Below are 15,529 nucleotides of genomic sequence, written 5' to 3' on the forward strand. Positions count from 1 at the left end.
GTGGCACCGGTGGGCGGCTCACGCCCAGGTTGTCAGCGAGTTTCTGTCGTGCTCTCCCCCGGGCCAGACGGCGCGCACGATCCCGGCCGCGGCGAGCGCCTTGCGGCAGCCCGGGCACGGCGGGTCGGTGATGTAGGCCGTCGCCCCCTTCGTGTCACGGGTGGCGAAGAGCAGCGCGTTGACCTCCGCGTGGATCGCGATGCAGAAGCCGGGGGTGCCGGGGCGGTCGTAGTCGCCCAGGCCCGGCACGGTCTCGTAGTCGAGCGCGCCCCGAGGGCAGGCCCCCTGGAGGCAGTCCGGCTCCCCCGGCGCGGCGCCGTTGTAGCCGGTCGCGATGATCCGGTGCTCGATGGTGAGGACGGCGCCCACCCGGCGCCGGGTGCACTTCGCCCGGGCGGCGACAGCCGTCGCGATGCCGAGGAAGTACTCGTCCCACCCGGGGACGGTGGCTGGCTGCACGCTCATGGCGGGCAGGCTAGTGCGGTGGGGGGACCCGGCAGGCCCGCGCATAGTGTGGGGCCGGTGACCCGCTCCTTCGCCGAATACCTCTCCTCCACCCTCGACGCGGTGCGGGAGGACTCAGGCGGCGAGGTGCACGGGGTCCCGTCGGCGCTCGCCGAGGCCGACCCCGACCGTCTCGGCGTCGCCCTGTGCACGACCGACGGCGAGATCTTCGACTCCGGCGACTCCGAGCACGAGATGACCATCCAGTCCGTCGCCAAGGCCTTCGTCTACGCGCTCGTCCTCGACGAGTACGGCGTCGAGGAGGTCATGGAGCGGGTCGACGTCGAGCCCTCCGGAGAGGCCTTCGACGTGCTCTCCGTCGAGCCCGAGACGAAGCGCCCGCGCAACCCGATGATCAACGCCGGCGCCCTCGTCGTGCACGGCATGGTCGGCGGCCCGAGCTCGAGCTGGGAGGACCGCGACCGGCTCGTCCTCGAGGGCCTGTCCCGGCTCGCCGGGCGTGAGCTCTCGCTCGACGAGCAGGCCGCGGAGGAGGAGCTCGCCGCGGCCCACCGCAACCTCGCCATCGCGCACATGCTCCGCGGCGAAGGGGTGATGGAGGACGACCCGCGCGACGTCGTGCAGGGCTACATCCGGCAGTGCTCGGTGCTCGTCACCCCGCGCGACCTCGCCGTCATGGCGGCGACGCTGGCCACCGGCGGGCGCCAGCCGATCACCGGCGAGCGCGTGCTCTCGGTCGCCTCGAGCCGCCAGGCGCTGAGCGTCATGACGACGTGCGGCATGTACGACTCCGCGGGTGACTGGATGTCGGAGATCGGCATCCCCGCCAAGAGCGGGGTCTCCGGCGTCCTCGTCGGCGCGATCCCCGGCCGCTTCGGGCTCGCGACGTACTCTCCGCGCCTGGACCGGCACGGCACGAGCACGCGCGGGCGCGCGGTCTTCGAGCGGATGAGCCGCGAGCTCGACCTGCACCTGCTCACCGACCCCGCCGCCCGGCAGGACCTGTGGACCGAGCTCGTGGAGTCCGGTCAGGCCTGAGGCGTGCCGCCGGCGGCCTCGGCGCGCCGCGCGAGGTTGTCGAGCGAGGCGCTGAGGTTGCGCTCGGTCGTGGACTCCGCTCGCGCGCGGCGGCGCTCGTCGGTGAGCTCGCGCCAGTCGTAGGTGTGCGTCGCGCGGCAGCGGTCGTCGCCGAGCGGCTCGACCTCCCAGCGCCACTCGTGACCGGCGGGCTCGCCGCCGTCGTCACCCGGGCGCCACGCGACGAGCCGGCCCTCCTCGAAGGCGACGACGCGGTTGTCCCGGACGTTCCCTTTCGTCGTGCGCATCGCGAAGATCTCGCCGGTCGCCCGGACCCGGCCGCCGCGCACGAGCTCGACGACGTTGTCGTTGCCGTCCCAGCTCGCGTGCTGGGCGGGGTCGGCGACGAGCTCGAAGACGGTGGCTGCGGGGGCGTCGATCTCGCGGCTGGCGGAGATCACCTGGGGCTGGCTCATGGGCTCAGTCAACCCGTCCGCGGGGCTGGGGGCCACCCCTTCGCCCCGGGTCGGGTCAGTGGCCGCCGTCGCTCACGAGCTTGAGGCCGATGATGCAGCCGACGAGGCCGGCGATGAGCAGCATCTTGGCGACCGAGGCGGTCTCTGCGCCGGTCGCCATGCCGTAGATCACCGTGAGGGAGGCGCCGACGCCCACCCACACCGCGTAGGCGGTGCCCGTCGGCAGGTCGCGCATGGCGTAGGCGAGACCGCCCATGCTCGCGAGGAGTGCGACGGCGAAGACCGTCGTCGGGACGGGCTTGCTCAGGCCCTCCGAGCGGCCGAGAGCGGTGGCCCAGACGGCTTCGAGGACACCGGAGATGATGAGGACGACCCAGGGCATGGCACGACTCCTTCGACGACACGTCTTGTCGCGATCCGGGTACGTGACCTCGTCCGGTCGCCGCGGTGCGCGGCTCGCCTCCTACGGTGCCGGGCCGGGGCGCAGAAGGCCAGTCGGGTCTCGGCGGAGGGTGGTGACGGGGTCGGCGTCAGGTGGTGACGGGGTCGGCGAGGTCGAGGTCGACCATGAGCTCGTCGGCGATGGCCTCGAGGCGCTCGCGCAGCGGGGCGCCGGCCCCCTCGGGGACGACGAGCCGCGCCCGGACCTCGAAGAGCAGACCGCCCGCCATCGGCGCCTCGCTCGTCGCCGTCTGCATCTCCTCGATGCCGACGCCGGCGGACGCGATCGCGGCGGAGACCTGGGCGACGATGCCCGGGCGGTCCTGGCCGACGAGGTGGAGCAGGGTCGGCTCCCCCGCCGTGGCCGGCTGCGGCTGGGTCTCGCGGACGACGACCGTGATGCCGTCGGCGGCCAGACCCTCGAGGGCGGAGCGAAGGGGGGCCACGCCCTCAGCGGGCACGGAGACGAGGACGACCCCGGCGAAGGTGCCGGCCAGATGGGCCATCGAGCTCGTCGTCCAGCTGCCGCCGCGGTCGGCGACGACCTGGGCGAGGCGCGAGACCAGGCCGGCGCGGTCGTCGGCGGTGACGGTGAGCACGAGGTCGGTCATGGGCTCAGCGTAGGGGCGGGTGGGGACAGGGGGTAGGGCTGACCACGGTCGGCGGCGGGCGGCGTCGTGGGCTGTCGGTGGGCTGCCCTGGGCTGCCGTGGGCTGTCGGTGGGGGCTCGTATATTCGTACACATGTTCGACGACGCCATGAGATTCGCGGAGCAGGCCCGGTTGGGGTTCGGGGCGTGCGCGGCGACGGCGGAGGTGGTCGGCGGGTCGATCGCGACCCCCGATCTCGCCGAGATGCTCGTCGCCGTCGAGCGCGCCCGGCGTGCTGCCGACGCGGCCGAGCTCGCACTGCTCGCCGAGCTGTCCCGGCGCGAGCGGGACCCGTCCGGGAGCCGGTGAGATCCGGCTGCCCGACGGGACGACCGCCGACTTCTGCGGCGACGAGGCCGCGATGACGCTCGACTGCTCGATCGCCGTCGCCGACCGCAGGTGCCGCCTGGCTGCGCGCCTGTCGAGCGACCTCGCGGCTCTCGTCGCGCCTCTCGTGGCGGGCGAGGTGCCCGAGCGGACCGTGCAGCTCGTCGCCACGGAGACGCGCGACGCGTCACCCGAGGCCGTCGCGGCCGTCGTCGCGCACGTCCTCGCCCAGAAGCGCGGCAGCGAGCACTCGCGGCTCGTCGCGCTCGAGCACCGCGAGCTCGCGCGGGCCTGTCGCCGGGTGCTGATGAACGTCGACGAGGGCATCCTCGAGCGGCGCGCGGCGCAGAACCGTCGCGACCGCACCGACGTGCACCTCGACCCCGGACCACTCGGGACGAGCGTCATCTCGGCGGTCCTGCCGACGGAGCTCGCCGTCGTCGTCTATGCAGCGGTCGAGGACCTCGCCGCCCGGGCGGTGCGCGACGAGCCGGGACTGCGCCTCGGCGCAGCGCGGGCTCAGGGCTTCGTCGACCTCGCACTTCGAGGGGTCGAGGTGCGTACGCGGCTGGACCTCACCGTGCCGGTGATCACGGACCGGCGGGGCGCGGCGGACCTCACGGCGTCGGCCCCCGCCAGCGGGGGCGAGGAAGCCGGAGGGGGCATGCCCGCCGGGTCCGCTCTAGGGTCCACCTCCGGTGGACGGCCCGGCCATCCGGAGGTCGGCGGCGGGCGGCTCGACGGCCAGCGGTTCGACGGCGAGGGCGCCCGCGGCCTTCGACTGGGCGGCGTCGAGGTGCCAGGTGCGGGCTGGATCCCGGCCGACGTCGTCGACGGGATCCGTCGGAGCGAGGACCACGAGCTGGGGCGGGTGCTCCTCGACGCGGACGAGGGTCATGTCGTCGCCTCCGGGCAGCCCCAGCCCGGGTACGTCCCGCGTCCGGGGCTGCGCCGGCTCGTGCAGACCCGCGACGGGACCCGCCGGATGTGGGGGTGCACCCGCCCCGCGGTGCAGTGCGACCTCGACCATGCGCAGGCCTGGCCCCTCGGCCCGACGTCGTCGCGCAACCTCGGCTCCCTGTGCCGGCGCCACCACCGGCTCAAGCAGCACCCGCGGTGGGGTTACGAGCTCGATGCCGAGGGCCGAGCGACCTGGACGGCGCCGGGTGGGACGAGCCGCGCGACGTGGCCCCGGACCTGGGCGGTCGAGAGGCCGGCGCCTGCGAGACCGGCGCCCGCGAGATCGAGACCCGCGAGATCGAGACCGGCGAGATCGGAGCCGTGGGCCTCGGAGTTGGAGCCCGGAGCGCCAGAGGCGTCACCAGAGCCCGTGACACGACAGCCGACCGCACCGGGGGCCTCGACACCAGGGACCCCTGCCCACGAGGCACCTGCGGGCGGGCGAGGTGACGACGAGCTCGCCCTGGCCTCGCCCCCCGTCCCGGGGGCGGACCCACCCTTCTGAGGCGGCTGGTCCGCGAGCGCCGCTGGTCTCAGACGCCGAGGTGCTTGCGGACCCTGGCCCAGTCCGACTCCGCCGTCGCCGACTGCGCCGCCTCGTAGTAGCGACGGGACTTGAGCAGCCGCAGGCTCACGTGATGGGCGACGAGGACGCGCCGGTCGACCCGGGCCCGGCGCAGCGTCTCGTCGACCTCCTGCGGGGTGCCGAGCAGCACGGGATCCAGCAGCGCTGCCGCCGCCTCCTCGTCCCACGGCCCGGCGACACCGGCGTCGTAGCACAGCGGCAGCAGGGCGGCGTAGAGCAGCAGGTGACGGCGCACGCTCGTGCGCACGACCTCGGCGTGCTCGTGCGTCACCGGGACGGTGAAGGTCCGCGGGCCGTGCAGCGCGTCGGCCCCGCCGACGACGTCGAGGAGCAGGCGGCCGTCGTCGTCGACGACGGCCGGCATCCAGGTCCCACGGGAGAAGAGAACCTCAGGCATGCGCCGATCCTCCCCCCTTCGCCCGATCGACGGGATCAGACGTTGAAGCGGAACTCCACGACGTCGCCGTCCTGCATGACGTAGTCCTTGCCCTCCATGCGCACCTTGCCGGCCTCCTTGGCCTTCTGCATCGTGCCGAGGGTGTCGAGGTCCGCGAAGGAGACGATCTCGGCCTTGATGAACCCGCGCTGGAAGTCGGTGTGGATGACCCCAGCCGCCTGCGGCGCGGTCCAGCCCTGACCGATCGTCCACGCGCGCGACTCCTTCGGGCCGGCCGTGAGGTAGGTCTGCAGCCCCAGCGTGTGGAAGCCGGTGCGCGCGAGCTGGTCCAGACCCGACTCGGTCGCGCCGAAGCCCTCGAGCATCTCCTGGGCGTCCTCGGGGGACATGTCCATGAGGTCCATCTCGAGCTTGGCGTTGAGGAAGACGGCGTCCGCCGGCGCGACGAGCTCGGCGAGCGAGGTCTTCAGCGCGTCGTCGGTCAGCTGGTCCTCGTCGAGGTTGAAGACGTAGATGAAGGGCTTGGTCGTCAGCAGCCCGAGCGAGCGCGCCTCGTCGAGGTCGACGCCGGCGGCCTCGCCCGCGGCGTAGAGGGTCTTGCCCTCCTCGAGGACCTTCTGCGCGGCGAGCGCGTTCTCGTGGAGCGGCTTGGACTCCTTCTTGATGCGGGCCTCCTTCTCGAGGCGCACGACGGCCTTCTCGAGGGTCTGGAGGTCGGCGAGGATGAGCTCGGTGTGGATCGTCTCGATGTCGGACTCGGGCGAGACCTTGCCGTCGACGTGGACGACGTCGCCGTCCTCGAAGGCGCGCACCACCTGGCAGATCGCGTCGGCCTCACGGATGTTCGCGAGGAACTTGTTGCCCAGCCCCTCGCCCTCGGACGCGCCGCGCACGATGCCGGCGATGTCGACGAAGGAGACCGTCGCGGGGAGGATCTTCTCGGAGCCGTGGATCTCGGCGAGCCGCTCGAGCCGGGGGTCCGGCAGAGGGACGACGCCGACGTTCGGCTCGATGGTCGCGAAGGGGTAGTTCGCGGCGAGGACGTTGTTCTTCGTCAGAGCGTTGAACATCGTCGACTTTCCGACGTTGGGGAGACCGACGATTCCGATGGTGAGTGCCACGGGGACAGGAGTCTACCGGCGGGCGAAGGGAGGTCCTGCCCACCCCTTCGCGCCGGGGCCGGTGCGGCCCTCGGTCGGGGTCGCCCGAGGGCGTCCTCAGCGGTCCTGCGAGTTCTCCAGGTAGCGGGTCGGGCCGGGCGTCGCGACCTGCCGGATCATCTCGACCGTGTACGGCGCGACGTGGTCCGCGAGGTCGTCCGGTGCTACCCAGTGGACCGCCCGGATCTCGCGGGGCTGGAGCACCGCACGCTCCATGAGCGCGGAGTCGACGGTGCCGAGGTCGAAGAGGAGGAGCAGGGCGTCGTCCCACCCGCGGTAGGGCGGCAGCCAGTTGACCGCGGCGAGGGACCCGACGGGCAGGTCGAGACCGAGCTCCTCGGTGACCTCGCGATGGACGCAGGTGGCAGGGGACTCCCCCGGGTCGACGACCCCGCCGGGCAGGTCCCACGCGCTCTTGTAGACGAGCTCGCACAGGAGCACCTCGCCGCGCTCGTTGCGCAGCAGGCCCTGGGCGATGAGCCGCTTCGTCGGCAGCCGGTCGTTGAGGACCTGGATGAAGGCGAGCTGACCGGACTCCGTGCTGAGGTCGGGGCGCGGGGCGGAGGCCTTCACCTCCTCCTCGCGGGGCTCGTCACGAGTCATGCTGCGAGGCTACCCGCGCCGGCGCGTCGCGCCCCGGGCGGACCCCGGCTGTCGGAGGGCGGTGGTTGGGTGACGCCATGGACATCACCGCCCTGCTCCTCGGCACCGTGCTCGGCGTGCTCCTCGGTGCGGCGACCCTCTGGGGCCTGACCCGCTCCGAGGTGGCCGGCGTGCGCGCCCGCGCGGCCGAGGACGGGTCGGCGACCCGCGAGGGCCTGGCCGCCGCGAGCGCGGAGCGCGACGTGCTGCGAGCACGCGTCGTCGACCTCGAGGCGAGCCTGTCCGAGGACGCCCAGACCGCCGCGACCCTGCGCCCGATGCAGGACGCGCTGCGCCGCGTGGCGACCCAGGTCGAGACCCTCGAGCGCGACCGGGTCGACCAGTTCGCCACGGTGCGCGAGGTCCTCGGCCGGGTCGAGACGAGCACCCGGCGCGTCTCCGACGAGGCGAGCTCGCTCGCGTCGTCGCTGCGCGTCTCGTCGGTGCGCGGCGCGTGGGGCGAGACCCAGCTGCGCCGGGTCCTCGAGGTCTCCGGCATGCTCGCTCGCTGCGACTTCGACGAGCAGGCCCGGGGCACGACCCCCGACGGCGGCGCGGTGCGCCCCGACGTCGTCGTGCGCCTGCCCGGGGGCAAGCACCTCGTCGTCGACGCGAAGGCCCCGATGAGCGACTGGCTCGCGGCCCAGGGCGAGGGTGTCGACCCGGCCGAGCACGAGCGGCTCCTCCGTCGGCACGTCGCCGCCCTGCGAGGACACGTGCGCGTCCTGTCCGGCAAGCAGTACTGGTCGGCCTTCGAGCCCTCGCCCGAGATGGTCGTGTGCTTCGTCCCGTCGGAGGCGACCCTGTCGGCGGCCCTGGCCCGCGACCCGGGTCTGCACGAGGAGGCGATGCGGGCGCACGTCGTGCTCGCCTCCCCCGGCACGCTCCTCGCCCTGCTGCGCACCGTGGCCTACGGGTGGCAGCAGGACGCGCTGACGCGCAGCGCGCAGGACCTGCTCGCCCTCGGTCGCGAGCTCTACCAGCGCCTGTCGACCCTCGGCGAGCGCACGAGCGCGCTCGGCCGCCAGCTGACGAAGAGCGTGGAGAGCTACAACGCGATGGTGGGCACCCTCGAGACGAGGGTCTTCGTCTCCGCCCGGCGGATCGCCGAGCTGGGCCTGTCGACCCAGGCGATCGACGAGCTCGAGCCCTCGACGGCGGCCCCCCGCCCGCTGAGCGCGCCCGAGCTCGTCGGCACCGATGACTCCCGACCGCGCTCGCTGGGAGAGGAGCTCGACTCCGCCGCCGGCGATCTCGGCCGCGCCGAGCTGGACCTCGACCTCGCCCCACGGACCCGACGGGACAGCCGTCCGGACGTGGCCGACGCCGGCTGACCCGACGCCGCAGGCCGTCCCCGGCCCGCCCGCACGCCGGTCTCAGCGCGGTCGTCACACGCGCGCGGTCGTCACATGCGCACGGTGGTCACATGCACAGGGTCGTCGTCGCGACGAGCGCGTCGATGCGCCCGCGCAGGTCGGCGTCGTAGGGCTGGCCGTTGCTCACGACCGCGAAGACGCGCTCCTTGCCGTCGGTGCCCTTCGCGATGCCGGCCATGGCGCCCGCGTCGCGCAACGACCCGGTCTTCGCCCGCACCCGACCGACGGCGCACGACGCCGGCGCGGTCTCGAAGCGGTTCTGCAGCGTGCCGGTCCGGCCCGCGATCGGCAGGGAGGCGTCGGCGAAGATCACCGGTCCGAGCGAGGGGTGCTTGCGCAGCGCGAGGACGAGCTGGGCGAGCGTGTGGCTCGTCAGCCGGTCCGAACGCGACAGTCCGGAGCCGTCGGCGATGACGGAGCCGTAGGTCGACACGCCGTACCCGGCCACCTGCGAGCGCGAGTAGGACGTGACACCGGCCCAGGTGCGCGAGGTGCCGGCCTTCATGCCGGAGGCCCAGAGCAGCTTCTCGGCGTAGTCGTTGTGACTGACGCGCAGCATGTCGCCGACGATCGTGCGCAGCTCGGGCGAGCGGCCGGACGCGATCTGCTGAGCACCCGACGCGGTCGCGCCGCGGCGCAGGTCGCGCACGCTGATCCCCCGCGAGCGCAGCTCGGAGCGGAAGCGGTCGCCCGCGTCCATCGAGGTGTCGGAGACCATCCGGCCGTCGTAGACGAGCGCACGCACGGGCGTCACCCACTGCCCGACGTCCGAGGCCTCCCACCCGGTCGCGTTGCGCGGTGCGGGGAAGAGCGTGTCGTCGACCCGCAGCGAGATCGAGCGGATCCCCCGCTTCTTCAGCTGGTAGGCGGTCGACGCCGCCATCTGGTCGAGGCGGTAGCTGCTCACCGTCGGGTCGCCGACGCCCTTGAGGTAGACGTAGTCCCCGCGGCTGCCGGCCCGCAGCACCGGGGTGACGAAGCGGTGCCGGGTGCCGAAGGTGCGCAGCGCGGTCGTCGCGGTGAGCAGCTTCATCGTCGAGCCGGGACGCAGCGCCTTCGTCGCCTGCTTGCTCCAGATGCGCGACCCGGTGCTCGTGTCGAAGACCGACCCGCTGAAGCTCGACCCGAAGCTCGTGCTGCGGGAGCTGAGCCGTGTCGGCAGGCCGCTCGCCGGCAGGCCCGCGGTGGAGCGCGCCGTGCCGTCGACGCTGCGGGCCGGGCCCGTGTGCGACGGGGCGACGAAGGGAGGGACCACTCCCGTCGTCGTCTCGCTGTGCTCGCCGCTGCCGCCGGGGTCCGGCGGTGTCGTCGCCTGCGCCGGCACGCGGGCCGGCGCGGGGTCGGCGGTCGCGGGAGCTGCCAGCCCCAGCGCTGCGACGAGACCAGCGGCCGTGAGGAGGGTGGTCGTGGTGGCGGTGCGGCGGGGGTGGCGCATGGGGTCCCTCGGTCCTGGTGCGGGGCCAGGGTCGGGGTCCTGCGGATGCGCGGCACCCCCTGGCTGGTGCGCGCGACGAGCATAGCCAGGCGGGGCAGACCCCGCCCGCCGGCGCGGAGGACGGCGGCACCCGTCAGGCCCGGAGCAGGACCGGGGCGCGACCGCCCTCAGACCTCGAGCACCCGCGCGAGCGGCACGCCCGCGCGATAGCTGAGGTGCAGGTGGTTCGGCGCGTCGAGGACCGCGAGATCGGCCCGCGCCCCGACCTCGACCCGGCCGATGTCGTCACGCCGCAGGGCGCGAGCCCCGCCCCGGGTGGCCGCGACGACGGCCTCGCTCGGCGTCATCCCCATCTCACGCACCGCGAGGGCGACGACGAAGGGCATCGAGCTCGAGAAGCACGTCCCCGGGTTGCAGTCGCTCGCGAGCGCGACCGACACCCCGGCGTCGAGGAGCGCCCGGGCGTCCGGGTACGGCGAGCGGGTGGAGAACTCCACGCCCGGGAGCAGCGTCGCGGTGGTGGTCCCCGCGCTGTCGACGAGCGCGTCGACGTCGGCGGTCGACAGGTAGGTGCAGTGGTCGACGCTCGCCGCGCCGAGCTCGCAGGCCAGCTGCACGCCGGGGCCGTGACCCAGCTGGTTGCCGTGCACCCGCAGCCCGCGACCGGCGTCCCGACCGGCGACGAGCACGGCGCGCGACTCCTCCCCCGTGAAGGCGTGCGGCGACGCAGGCTCGCAGAAGACGTCGACCCACCGGGCGTGCGGCGCGCAGGCCGCGAGCATCTCGCCCGTCACGAGGTCGACGTAGGCCGACCGGTCGGCCCGCATCTCCTCGGGCACGACGTGCGCCCCGAGATAGGTCGTCTCCTGCGTGACTTCCCCCGCCAGCCGCAGCGCCCGGACCTCGTCGGCGACGGTGAGCCCGTAGCCGGACTTCACCTCGACGGTCGTCGTGCCCTGGGCGCGCATCTCGGCGACCCTGCCCGCGAGAAGCGCCCGCAGCTCGTCGTCACCCGCTGCCCGGGTCGCCCCGACCGAGACCCCGATGCCGCCCCCGTCGTAGCGCTCGCCGGCCATCCGGGCGGCGAACTCCGCAGACCGGTCCCCGGCGAAGACGAGGTGCGCGTGGCTGTCGACGAAGCCGGGCAGCACGCACCGGCCCTCGACGTCCACCACGGCGTCCGCCGACGGCGCCGACGCGGCTGGTCCCACCCACGCGACGCGTCCGTCCTCGACGACGAGCGCGTGGTCGCGGCGCACTCCGGCTCCCCCGTCACCCGTGCCGTCGCACGTGACGAGCTCGCCGATGCCCGTGACGAGGGTCGAGCCGGCGCTCATGCGCCCCTCCGCCGGGCGGTCTCGCGGGTGATGACGCGGTGGATCAGCCGGGCTGCGACCCGGGCGGTCCGGGCGTCGGCGTCGAGCCTCGGGCACAGCTCGGTGACGTCGAGGTGGACGAGGCGGCCGCTGTCGACGACCGCGTCGCAGATCGCCTGGATGACGACGGGGGGCACCCCGAGAGCGGCCGGAGCGCTCACCCCGGGGGCCGCGGACGCTGGCAGCACGTCGAGGTCGATGGAGAGGTAGACCTCGTCGACGTCGGCGACGAAGCGGGAGACGAGCTCGAGCGGCGCCTCCGCGTCCTGGCAGTCGTCGTCGAGCACCCACTGCGCGCCGATCTCGCGCGCGGTGTCGAAGAGGGCCGTCGTGTTGCTCGCGGTGCTCACCCCGATCGCCACGTAGCGCACGTCGAGCCCGCGCTCACGTCGGTCGCGGGCGATCTGGAGGAAGGGCGTGCCCGACGTCGGCCGGTCCGCCTCGCGCAGGTCGAGGTGGGCGTCGAGGTTGATCACCCCGAGCCGCGGCGGGTGCCCGAGCCCGAGATAGCTCCCGTACGCGCTCTCGTGCCCGCCGCCGAGGACGACGGTGAGCGGGGCGTCACGTCGCGCCCGGGCCACGGCCTCGCCCAGCCGGCGCTGGGCGCCCTCGAGGTCGTCGTCCTCGACCGTGACGTCGCCGTGGTCGACGAGGGTGAGGTCGTCGTGGACGGCGAGCGAGGCCAGCGCCGTGCGCAGCGCCGCCGGGCCCTCCACCGCACCGACCCGACCACGGTTGCGGCGCACCCCTTCGTCGCTCTCGAAGCCGACGATTGCGGCGTCCGCGGGCCCGCCGGGCTCGCTCACCGTGTGCCAGAGCCGACGGTGCTCGGGACCGGGTCCGTCGTGGCGCCCCTTCCAGACGAAGGGGGTCACGCCCCCTCCCCGTCGCGGACCACCGGGGTCATCGGGACCCGCACGCCGCGCTCCTGCGCGACCTCGACGGCGCGCGAGTAGCCGGCGTCGGCGTGGCGCAGGACGCCCATGCCGGGGTCGTTGGTGAGCAGGCGCTCGAGCTTCGCGGCGGCGAGGTCGGTGCCGTCGGCCACGCCCACCTGACCGGCGTGGATGGAGCGGCCGATGCCGACGCCCCCGCCGTGGTGGATCGACACCCACGTGGCGCCCGAGCTCGCCGCGGTGAGCGCGTTGAGCAGCGGCCAGTCGGCGATCGCGTCGGAGCCGTCGAGCATCGACTCGGTCTCGCGGTACGGCGAGGCGACCGAGCCGGAGTCGAGGTGGTCGCGCCCGATGACGATCGGCGCCTTGACCTTGCCGTCGCGGACGAGCTCGTTGAAGAGCAGCCCGGCCCGGTGACGCTGCCCGTAGCCCAGCCAGCAGATCCGCGCCGGCAGCCCCTCGAACTCGACGTGCTCGGCGGCCGCGTCGAGCCAGCGGTGCAGGTGCTCGTCGTCGGGGAAGAGCTCCTTGAGCGCGGCGTCGGTGACCGCGATGTCTTCAGGGTCGCCCGAGAGCGCGACCCAGCGGAAGGGGCCGAGCCCCTCGCAGAAGAGCGGGCGCACGTAGGCCGGGACGAAGCCGGGGAACTCGAAGGCCCGGGCGTACCCCGCCTGGCGCGCCTCGTCGCGGATGCTGTTGCCGTAGTCGAAGACCTCGGCGCCCTCGTCCTGCAGCTCGACCATCGCCTGCACCTGGGCGGCCATCGACTCGCGCGCCTTCTTCGTGAAGCCCTCGGGGTCGGCCTCGGCCTCGCGCTGCCACTCGTCGACGGCGATCTCGGCGGGCAGGTAGCTCAGCGGGTCGTGCGCGCTCGTCTGGTCGGTGACGACGTCGACGCGGATCTCGCCGGCCCGGTGCCGACGCAGCATCTCCGGGAAGACCTCCGCCGCGTTGCCGACGACGCCGATCGAGCGGGCGCGTCGCTCCCCCTTCGCCCGCTCGGCACGGGCGACCGCGTCGTCGAGGTCGTCGGCGATCTCGTCGAGGTAGCGCTTGGCGACGCGCCGCTCCAGACGCGAGCGGTCGACGTCGACGACGAGGCAGACGCCGCCGTTGAGGGTGACCGCGAGCGGCTGCGCGCCGCCCATGCCGCCGCACCCGCCGGTGAGGGTGATCGTCCCGGCGAGGGTCCCGTCGAACCGGCCACGGGCCACCGCGGCGAAGGTCTCGAAGGTGCCCTGGAGGATCCCCTGCGTCGCGATGTAGATCCACGACCCGGCGGTCATCTGGCCGTACATCATCAGGCCCTCGGCCTCGAGCTTGCGGAACTCCGGCCACGTCGCCCAGTCGCCGACGAGGTTGGAGTTGGCGATGAGCACGCGCGGCGCCCACTCGTTGGTCCGCAGCACGCCGACCGGCTTGCCGGACTGCACGAGGAGGGTCTCGTCGGGCTGCAGGTCGCGCAGCGTCTCGACGATCGCGTCGAAGGCCTCCCAGCTGCGCGCCGCCCGACCGGTGCCGCCGTAGACGACGAGGTCGTCGGGGCGCTCGGCCACCTCGGGGTCGAGGTTGTTCATGAGCATCCGCAGCGGGGCCTCGGTCTGCCAGCTGCGGGCGGTGATCTCGGTGCCGCGCGGTGCGCGGACGGGACGGGCGCCGTCCATGGGGTGCTCCTCGGGTGGGTCGGGTCGGTGGTCGTCGGGCGAAGGGGGGTCAGTGCGAGTGATCAGCGCACTCCGAAGATCAGTGCAGGGGGCCGGTGACGGACTCGGCCGCGAGGACCGGGCCGCCGTCGCGGACGGTCGTGGCGCAGGCCATGAGGTCGCGGCCGAGGTCGCGGTCCGGACCGGGGGCGGTCGAGGCGAGCGCGTCGAGATCGGCGATGACGGCCGCGGTGGCGGCGGCGGGCTGCAGGGGCGCGCGCAGCGCGATGCCCCGGGCAGCGGTGACGAGCTCGACGGTGAGGACGCGGGTCAGGGCGTCGACCGAGCGCCGCAGCTTGCGCGCGCCGGCCCAGCCCATCGACACGTGGTCCTCCTGCATCGCGCTGCTCGGGATGGAGTCGACGCTCGCGGGCGCCGCGAGACGCTTCATCTCCGAGACCATCCCGGCCGCGGTGTACTGCGCGATCATCAGGCCCGAGTCGGTGCCCGGGTCGTCGGCGAGGAAGGGCGGCAGCCCGTGCGAGCGGGAGACGTCGAGGAAGCGGTCCGTCCGGCGCTCGCTCATGCTCGCGACGTCGGCGGCGACGATTGCGAGGAAGTCCAGGACGTAGGCGACGGGCGCGCCGTGGAAGTTGCCGTTCGACTCCACCCGGCCGTCGAGGGTGATGACGGGGTTGTCGACCGCCGAGGCGAGCTCGGCGTCGGCGACCCGGCGGGCGTGGGCGAGGGTGTCACGCGCGGCTCCGTGCACCGAGGGGGCGCAGCGCAGCGAGTAGGCATCCTGGACGCGGGTGCACGCGTGCGGGTCGCGGTGGCTGTCGCGGATCGGGCTGCCGGCGAGCACGGCGCGGAGGTTCTCCGCGGACTGCGCCTGCCCGGGGTGCGGGCGCAGCGCCTGCAGGTCCGCGGCGAAGACGTCGTCGGTGCCGAGCAGCCCCTCGACGCTCATAGCGCAGGCGATGTCGGCGGTCGTCAGCTGCACGTGCAGGTCGTGGATCGCCAGGCACAGCATGCCGAGCATGCCGTCGGTGCCGTTGATGAGGGCCAGGCCCTCCTTCTCGTGCAGGACGACGGGGTGCAGACCGGCGGCGGCGAGCGCCTCGGCCGCGGGCTGCGGGGCGCCGTCGACGAGGACCTCGCCCTCGCCGATGAGGACCATCGCGCAGTGCGCGAGCGGGGCGAGGTCGCCGGAGCAGCCGAGCGAGCCGTACTCGAGCACGAGCGGGGTGATGCCGTGCTCGAGGAGCGCGAGGTAGAGCCGCAGGGTCTCCTCGCGGATACCGGTGCGACCGGTCGCGAGGGTCTGGACGCGCAGCAGCATGAGGGCCCGCACGACCTCCTCCTCGACGGGGTCACCCATGCCCGCGGCGTGGCTGCGCACGAGCGAGCGCTGCAGCTGCGTGCGCTTCTCGTGCGGGATGTGGGTCGTCGCGAGCGCGCCGAAGCCGGTCGACACCCCGTAGTGGGCGACGGTGTCCTCGGCGAGGTCCTCGACGACGGTGCGCGACGTACGCACGCGCTCCCACGCGGCGTCGCTGATCTCGACCCGCGCCCCGTGACGGGCCACGGCGACGACCTCCTCGACGGTGAGCGGGCGGTCGCCGAGGCGGACGGTGGTGTGCGGTGCGTCGAGATCTGCGAGGTGCGGCATGCATCTATTG

General features: G+C 74.0%; 16 protein-coding genes and 1 riboswitch. Of the genes, 4 read left to right on the forward strand and 12 right to left on the reverse strand.

Annotated elements, in window-relative coordinates; all coding sequences use genetic code 11:
- Window positions 1-18: 18 nt before the first annotated feature.
- Window positions 19-465: a deoxycytidylate deaminase gene (locus tag ABIB53_RS03575; RefSeq protein WP_123092373.1), complete on the reverse strand. Its 447-nt coding sequence runs from the start codon at window positions 463-465 to the stop codon at window positions 19-21.
- 57 nt (window positions 466-522) lie between these two features.
- Here ABIB53_RS03575 and glsA point away from each other — a divergent pair, with 57 nt between their 5' ends.
- Window positions 523-1,503, forward strand: a complete 981-nt coding sequence (gene glsA / locus ABIB53_RS03580) for a glutaminase A (RefSeq protein WP_354587154.1) — start codon at window positions 523-525, stop codon at window positions 1,501-1,503.
- Here glsA and ABIB53_RS03585 read toward each other — a convergent pair.
- The 3 genes from ABIB53_RS03585 to ABIB53_RS03595 all read right to left on the reverse strand — a co-directional run bounded on the left by ABIB53_RS03585 (window position 1,494) and on the right by ABIB53_RS03595 (window position 3,010).
- A complete protein-coding gene (locus ABIB53_RS03585) occupies window positions 1,494-1,958 on the reverse strand; it encodes an SRPBCC family protein (protein WP_354587155.1) in 465 nt (154 codons plus the stop codon). The genes glsA and ABIB53_RS03585 overlap by 10 nt on opposite strands.
- A 55-nt stretch (window positions 1,959-2,013) precedes the next feature.
- Window positions 2,014-2,340: a DMT family transporter gene (locus tag ABIB53_RS03590; protein ID WP_123092194.1), complete on the reverse strand. Its 327-nt coding sequence runs from the start codon at window positions 2,338-2,340 to the stop codon at window positions 2,014-2,016.
- Window positions 2,341-2,354: 14 nt separating this feature from the next.
- Window positions 2,355-2,419, reverse strand: a riboswitch (guanidine-III (ykkC-III) riboswitch).
- Window positions 2,420-2,488: 69 nt separating this feature from the next.
- The gene (locus ABIB53_RS03595) at window positions 2,489-3,010 is read right to left on the reverse strand and encodes a glycine cleavage system transcriptional repressor (RefSeq protein ID WP_251719341.1); all 522 of its coding nucleotides are present in this window, start codon (window positions 3,008-3,010) and stop codon (window positions 2,489-2,491) included.
- Between the two features lie 132 nt (window positions 3,011-3,142).
- Here ABIB53_RS03595 and ABIB53_RS03600 point away from each other — a divergent pair, with 132 nt between their 5' ends.
- Window positions 3,143-3,358: a hypothetical protein gene (locus ABIB53_RS03600; RefSeq protein ID WP_354587157.1), complete on the forward strand. Its 216-nt coding sequence runs from the start codon at window positions 3,143-3,145 to the stop codon at window positions 3,356-3,358.
- Entirely contained in the window at window positions 3,282-4,841 is a 1,560-nt protein-coding gene (locus ABIB53_RS03605) for an HNH endonuclease signature motif containing protein (RefSeq protein WP_354587159.1), read from the forward strand. The genes ABIB53_RS03600 and ABIB53_RS03605 overlap by 77 nt, the downstream gene beginning before the upstream one ends.
- 28 nt (window positions 4,842-4,869) lie before the next feature.
- Here ABIB53_RS03605 and ABIB53_RS03610 read toward each other — a convergent pair whose 3' ends face one another.
- The 3 genes from ABIB53_RS03610 to ABIB53_RS03620 form a co-directional block, all read right to left on the reverse strand.
- Window positions 4,870-5,319, reverse strand: a complete 450-nt coding sequence (locus ABIB53_RS03610) for a DUF6357 family protein (RefSeq protein ID WP_251719343.1) — start codon at window positions 5,317-5,319, stop codon at window positions 4,870-4,872.
- A 35-nt stretch (window positions 5,320-5,354) separates the two neighbouring features.
- Complete coding sequence (gene ychF / locus ABIB53_RS03615) at window positions 5,355-6,440, reverse strand: redox-regulated ATPase YchF (protein WP_354587160.1); 1,086 nt, start codon at window positions 6,438-6,440, stop codon at window positions 5,355-5,357.
- A 96-nt stretch (window positions 6,441-6,536) separates the two neighbouring features.
- Window positions 6,537-7,082, reverse strand: a complete 546-nt coding sequence (locus tag ABIB53_RS03620) for an NUDIX domain-containing protein (protein WP_123092199.1) — start codon at window positions 7,080-7,082, stop codon at window positions 6,537-6,539.
- Window positions 7,083-7,159: 77 nt separating this feature from the next.
- Here ABIB53_RS03620 and ABIB53_RS03625 point away from each other — a divergent pair, with 77 nt between their 5' ends.
- Window positions 7,160-8,455 (forward strand): DNA recombination protein RmuC, encoded by a 1,296-nt coding sequence (locus tag ABIB53_RS03625; RefSeq protein WP_354587161.1) that lies wholly within the window; start codon window positions 7,160-7,162, stop codon window positions 8,453-8,455.
- An 88-nt stretch (window positions 8,456-8,543) separates the two neighbouring features.
- Here ABIB53_RS03625 and dacB read toward each other — a convergent pair whose 3' ends face one another.
- The 5 genes from dacB to hutH all read right to left on the reverse strand — a co-directional run bounded on the left by dacB (window position 8,544) and on the right by hutH (window position 15,519).
- A complete protein-coding gene (dacB, locus tag ABIB53_RS03630) occupies window positions 8,544-9,932 on the reverse strand; it encodes a D-alanyl-D-alanine carboxypeptidase/D-alanyl-D-alanine endopeptidase (protein WP_251719363.1) in 1,389 nt (462 codons plus the stop codon).
- Between the two features lie 167 nt (window positions 9,933-10,099).
- Window positions 10,100-11,269, reverse strand: coding sequence for an imidazolonepropionase (gene hutI / locus ABIB53_RS03635; protein ID WP_354587163.1), 1,170 nt, complete (start codon window positions 11,267-11,269; stop codon window positions 10,100-10,102).
- Complete coding sequence (hutG, locus tag ABIB53_RS03640) at window positions 11,266-12,183, reverse strand: formimidoylglutamase (RefSeq protein WP_354587165.1); 918 nt, start codon at window positions 12,181-12,183, stop codon at window positions 11,266-11,268. The genes hutI and hutG overlap by 4 nt, the downstream gene beginning before the upstream one ends.
- Window positions 12,180-13,868, reverse strand: a complete 1,689-nt coding sequence (hutU, locus tag ABIB53_RS03645) for a urocanate hydratase (RefSeq protein WP_191564534.1) — start codon at window positions 13,866-13,868, stop codon at window positions 12,180-12,182. The genes hutG and hutU overlap by 4 nt, the downstream gene beginning before the upstream one ends.
- Window positions 13,869-13,947: 79 nt before the next feature.
- Window positions 13,948-15,519 carry a histidine ammonia-lyase gene (gene hutH / locus ABIB53_RS03650; protein ID WP_354587166.1) on the reverse strand — a complete coding sequence of 524 codons (1,572 nt, stop codon included), beginning with the start codon at window positions 15,517-15,519 and terminating at the stop codon, window positions 13,948-13,950.
- Between the last annotated feature and the right edge of the window lie 10 nt (window positions 15,520-15,529).

Origin of the sequence: Janibacter sp. UYMM211, from assembly GCF_040547045.1 — a bacterium.
Classification (GTDB): Bacteria; Actinomycetota; Actinomycetes; order Actinomycetales; family Dermatophilaceae; genus Marihabitans; species Marihabitans melonis.

Bases quoted from the DNA above. Each gene is read 5' to 3' on its own strand.
- ABIB53_RS03610 (WP_251719343.1), bottom strand. From the start codon at position 5,319: ATGCCTGAGGTTCTCTTCTCCCGTGGGACCTGGATGCCGGCCGTCGTC.
- hutU (WP_191564534.1), bottom strand. From the start codon at position 13,868: ATGGACGGCGCCCGTCCCGTCCGCGCACCGCGCGGCACCGAGATCACC.
- ABIB53_RS03590 (WP_123092194.1), bottom strand. From the start codon at position 2,340: ATGCCCTGGGTCGTCCTCATCATCTCCGGTGTCCTCGAAGCCGTCTGG.
- hutI (WP_354587163.1), bottom strand. From the start codon at position 11,269: ATGAGCGCCGGCTCGACCCTCGTCACGGGCATCGGCGAGCTCGTCACG.
- hutH (WP_354587166.1), bottom strand. From the start codon at position 15,519: ATGCCGCACCTCGCAGATCTCGACGCACCGCACACCACCGTCCGCCTC.
- ABIB53_RS03575 (WP_123092373.1), bottom strand. From the start codon at position 465: ATGAGCGTGCAGCCAGCCACCGTCCCCGGGTGGGACGAGTACTTCCTC.
- ABIB53_RS03585 (WP_354587155.1), bottom strand. From the start codon at position 1,958: ATGAGCCAGCCCCAGGTGATCTCCGCCAGCCGCGAGATCGACGCCCCC.
- ABIB53_RS03595 (WP_251719341.1), bottom strand. From the start codon at position 3,010: ATGACCGACCTCGTGCTCACCGTCACCGCCGACGACCGCGCCGGCCTG.
- ABIB53_RS03625 (WP_354587161.1), top strand. From the start codon at position 7,160: ATGGACATCACCGCCCTGCTCCTCGGCACCGTGCTCGGCGTGCTCCTC.
- dacB (WP_251719363.1), bottom strand. From the start codon at position 9,932: ATGCGCCACCCCCGCCGCACCGCCACCACGACCACCCTCCTCACGGCC.
- ABIB53_RS03600 (WP_354587157.1), top strand. From the start codon at position 3,143: ATGTTCGACGACGCCATGAGATTCGCGGAGCAGGCCCGGTTGGGGTTC.
- ABIB53_RS03620 (WP_123092199.1), bottom strand. From the start codon at position 7,082: ATGACTCGTGACGAGCCCCGCGAGGAGGAGGTGAAGGCCTCCGCCCCG.